The sequence below is a fragment of the Sphingorhabdus sp. genome (genome assembly GCF_044357595.1).
Classification (GTDB): domain Bacteria; phylum Pseudomonadota; class Alphaproteobacteria; order Sphingomonadales; family Sphingomonadaceae; genus Sphingorhabdus_B.
The window spans coordinates 1-3,385 of record NZ_JBIKPH010000188.1 but is presented as its reverse complement, the minus strand read 5'-3'; the positions used below and the strand labels follow the sequence as shown (position 1 = coordinate 3,385).

Annotated in this window: 5 protein-coding genes and 1 pseudogene; 1 reads left to right on the top strand and 5 read right to left on the bottom strand. The window is 55.8% G+C overall.

Annotated elements, in window-relative coordinates; all coding sequences use genetic code 11:
- On the top strand, window positions 1-712 hold a 712-nt coding region (locus ACIQ2T_RS12725; RefSeq protein WP_397591129.1), incomplete at its 5' end, for a DNA recombination protein RmuC.
- Window positions 713-733: 21 nt separating this feature from the next.
- On the opposite strand, the gene ACIQ2T_RS12720 is transcribed toward ACIQ2T_RS12725, so the two are convergent.
- The 5 genes and pseudogenes from ACIQ2T_RS12720 to ACIQ2T_RS12700 form a co-directional block, all read right to left on the bottom strand.
- Window positions 734-1,546 (bottom strand): TrmH family RNA methyltransferase, encoded by an 813-nt coding sequence (locus tag ACIQ2T_RS12720; RefSeq protein WP_397591128.1) that lies wholly within the window; start codon window positions 1,544-1,546, stop codon window positions 734-736.
- The gene (locus ACIQ2T_RS12715) at window positions 1,546-1,824 is read right to left on the bottom strand and encodes an HPr family phosphocarrier protein (protein ID WP_397591127.1); all 279 of its coding nucleotides are present in this window, start codon (window positions 1,822-1,824) and stop codon (window positions 1,546-1,548) included. The genes ACIQ2T_RS12720 and ACIQ2T_RS12715 overlap by 1 nt, the downstream gene beginning before the upstream one ends.
- Window positions 1,821-2,225 carry a PTS sugar transporter subunit IIA gene (locus ACIQ2T_RS12710; protein ID WP_397591126.1) on the bottom strand — a complete coding sequence of 135 codons (405 nt, stop codon included), beginning with the start codon at window positions 2,223-2,225 and terminating at the stop codon, window positions 1,821-1,823. The genes ACIQ2T_RS12715 and ACIQ2T_RS12710 overlap by 4 nt, the downstream gene beginning before the upstream one ends.
- Window positions 2,222-3,187 (bottom strand): RNase adapter RapZ, encoded by a 966-nt coding sequence (gene rapZ / locus ACIQ2T_RS12705; protein WP_397591125.1) that lies wholly within the window; start codon window positions 3,185-3,187, stop codon window positions 2,222-2,224. The genes ACIQ2T_RS12710 and rapZ overlap by 4 nt, the downstream gene beginning before the upstream one ends.
- Window positions 3,184-3,385 (bottom strand): annotated as a pseudogene (locus ACIQ2T_RS12700) (hypothetical protein); the annotation flags it as partial. The pseudogene ACIQ2T_RS12700 and the gene rapZ, both read right to left, overlap by 4 nt.

The following is a 3,385-nucleotide window of genomic DNA, read 5'->3' as shown; positions in this document are numbered from 1 at the left end:
CGATTTGGAAACAAGCATTGATGTGGGTGACGGTCTGCGTCTGCGGCCCGATGCGGTCATCCATGTGCCCGGCGGGCGTACCTTGGTCATCGATGCCAAAGTATCGTTAAACGATTATCAGGACGCGTTTGACTCCGTCGATGATGATGTACGTGCCGTTGCTATGACGCGCCATACGCAGTCGATGAAAAACCATATCGAGGGCTTGTCGCGCAAGGCCTATTGGGACCAGTTTTCCGAGGCCCCGGATTATGTGATCATGTTTGTCCCCGGTGAGCATTTCCTCGCGGCGGCGCTTGAGCATGAACCGCAATTGTGGGACTTTGCATTCGATAAAAAGGTCCTTTTGGCCACGCCAACCAACCTTGTGGCGATTGCGCGAACCGTTGCCAGCGTATGGCGCCAAGAAGGGCTTGCGCGCGAAGCCAAGCAAATTGGCGCGCTGGGTAAGGAAATGTACGACCGGATTGCCGTTGCGGCGCAGCATCTTAAATCAGTCGGTAGCGGGCTTTCGTCTGCGGTGAACAACTATAACAAATTCGTCGGCAGCTTCGAACGCAATGTCATATCGACGGGCCGGAAATTTGCGGACCTGAATATCGAAACCGGCAAGCGCGATTTGGAAGAGGTTCCATTGGTTGAGGCGCTGCCGCGTTATGGCGAAGGTGAAACGGCGACGCCGATCGCCGATCAGCGCGAAGGCCCAGCATAAGAATTGGCGTTGCGGTTGCAATTATCCTGCGTTCGAATGTCGAAACTGGTTCAAAACCTCATAGGCCATCACTGCGGTCGCCACAGCTGCATTTAAGCTGTCTGCTTTGCCTTGCATCGGCATTTTGACGCGCAGGTCACACTGGCTTTCATAGTCGTCGGGCAGGCCCTGCGCCTCATTCCCCGTCAAGATAAAGCACGGCGCGCTGTAGCGAGCGGCTTGGTAATCGGTATCGGTTTGCAGGCTGGTGCCAACCAATTGGCCTGGGCCACTGCGCAACCAAGCGGTGAATTCCTCCCACCGGCACTGCACAATCTTTTGGGTGAAGATCGCGCCCATGCTTGCCCGGACAGACTCGACGGAAAAAGGATCGGTGCAATCATCTATCAGAATAAGACCACCGGCGCCGACGGCGTCACCGGTGCGCAACATCGTGCCCAGATTGCCGGGGTCGCGCATCGATTGGGCGACGAGCCATATGGGCGCGGTGCTGCGGTCTACATCCCCCAAGGCGGTTCCATGGTCGCGATAGACGCCGACCACGGCCTGTGCGTTGTCCTTGCCCGACAGCTTGGCCATGATGTCAGCGCTCGTTTCGATGACGTCGCCGCCGTTCGCCAGCACCTCTACCTCCAGCGTAACTTCAAGGTCATGTAACGGCCGGTCTTTGACACGAAACAGCATTTCGGGGAGAAAACCTGCCTCCCGCGCCTCAGTCATGATCCGCAGCCCTTCGGCAAGGAAAAGCCCTGCGCGCTTGCGCAATTTTTTCTCACGCAGCCCGCGGATTTCCTTCAGCAGCGGATTTGAAAACCCGGTGATCTCCCGGCGCATCAATCTTCGCCAAAACCGTCAACAACCAGACCAACAAGCTTTTCATTGGCGAGCTCCGCCTGTTCACCTTCAACGTGGATGATGATTTCGCTGCCCTGTGCTGCGCCGAGCATCATCAGGCCCATGATTGACGTGCCCGTAACAAACTGACCGTCCTTTTCGACTTCGACCTTAATTCCTTCAGGCAGGCGGCTAACGAATGTGACGAATTTGGCACTGGCGCGGGCGTGCAGGCCTTTTTGGTTGACGATCGTTACTGTCCTGCTGAGGCGGGTCACCTCGATGCCTCAAGCACTTCCGAGGCAACGCTGATATATTTGCGGCCGGCTTCGCGCGCGGCCGCTACAGCCTCTTTTACGTCCAGACTTTTGCGAGCGCTGTCTAGCCGGATGAGCATTGGAAGGTTCACGCCCGCGATAACCTCGACACGGCCGCTGTCGAGTAATGAGATTGCGAGGTTAGATGGCGTGCCGCCAAATAGGTCAGATAAGATAATCACGCCCTTGCCAGTATCGACAGTCTTGATCGCGGCCGCGATTTCGTTGCGACGCGCTTCCATGTCGTCATGCGGTCCGATGCAGATGGTCGCAACGTCCTTTTGTGGCCCTACAACATGTTCAAGGGCGACAAGAAATTCGCTCGCGAGCTTACCATGTGTGACTAAAATTAAACCGATCATGTGCTTTGACTGCCCTGTAGCGCCGTAATCCTGTTTGCGCCGTTAGCAGGCTCCTCAAGCGCGTCAATCGGTCTTGACGTCAGATTGCGATGCGACACCGTAAGAGCGAACCCGTCTTCGCGTAACCAATTGCCAAACGTTTCGGCCACATGCACGGATCGGTGACGTCCGCCGGTGCACCCAAATGCGATGTTTATATACGCCTTACCCTGTGCGTCGTAGAGCGGCAGCAGGAAGCGGAGCAAGTCGCGGATCTTCTGCAAGGCTTCGTCATATTTGGGGTCCGCCGCAACATATTCTGCAACGCTTGCATCCATGCCCGTCATTGGGCGCAGTTCGCTGTCCCAATGGGGGTTACGCAGAAACCGGAGGTCAAAGACAAGATCTGCGTTGTGCGGCACCCCGCGGGAAAAACCAAAACTCGTGACCGTGATGGTCGAATGTGGAGTCGTTGCGCTTGTGAAGCGCTCGCGGATGACCTGCTGCAAATCATACGCTGATAGCTTGCTGGTATCGACGACCGTTTCCGCCCAGCGGCGAAATGGTTCCATCAAATGGCGGTCAATCGCAACGCCGTCCATCGCCGGCCGGTCCTGCGCCATAGGGTGGCGGCGACGGGTCTCAGCATAACGGCGTTCGATTTCCACGCCAGCACAGTCAAGAAATAAAGTCATAATTTCTAGATTGGGCTGGGTCTGCAGCGCCTTGATTTGCTCAATTAATGCTCCAGCATCAAAACCGCGGGTACGGCTATCAAATCCAAGCGCCAGAGGGGTATTTGGACCATCTTCGCCACCCGATGCTGGTATTTTGAGCAACTGTCCCGCGAGTTTAATCGGGAAATTGTCGACTGTTTCCCAACCCAAATCTTCCAGTGTTTTAAGCACGGTCGTCTTCCCCGCGCCGGACACACCCGTGACCAACAAGATTTTCTGGGGTTCAGAAGATTTTTTTTGCTTCAAGATTCTACCCTCTCAATTGCAATGGCAGGGGATCTTGCCGCTGGCAGATGCCCAGCTTCAACGACGGAGCGAAGCGCCAGTTCGACCTTTAGCACACTGCTGACCTGAAATGGATCAAGCTTCACCAGCGGCACCAAAAAATCAGCGATTGTGGTTCGCATATCTTCGGCGGGCATGCGGTCAACATCCTTTGCGCAT

Bases quoted from the DNA above. Each gene is read 5' to 3' on its own strand.
- ACIQ2T_RS12720 (WP_397591128.1), bottom strand. From the start codon at position 1,546: ATGCGCCGGGAGATCACCGGGTTTTCAAATCCGCTGCTGAAGGAAATC.
- ACIQ2T_RS12710 (WP_397591126.1), bottom strand. From the start codon at position 2,225: ATGATCGGTTTAATTTTAGTCACACATGGTAAGCTCGCGAGCGAATTT.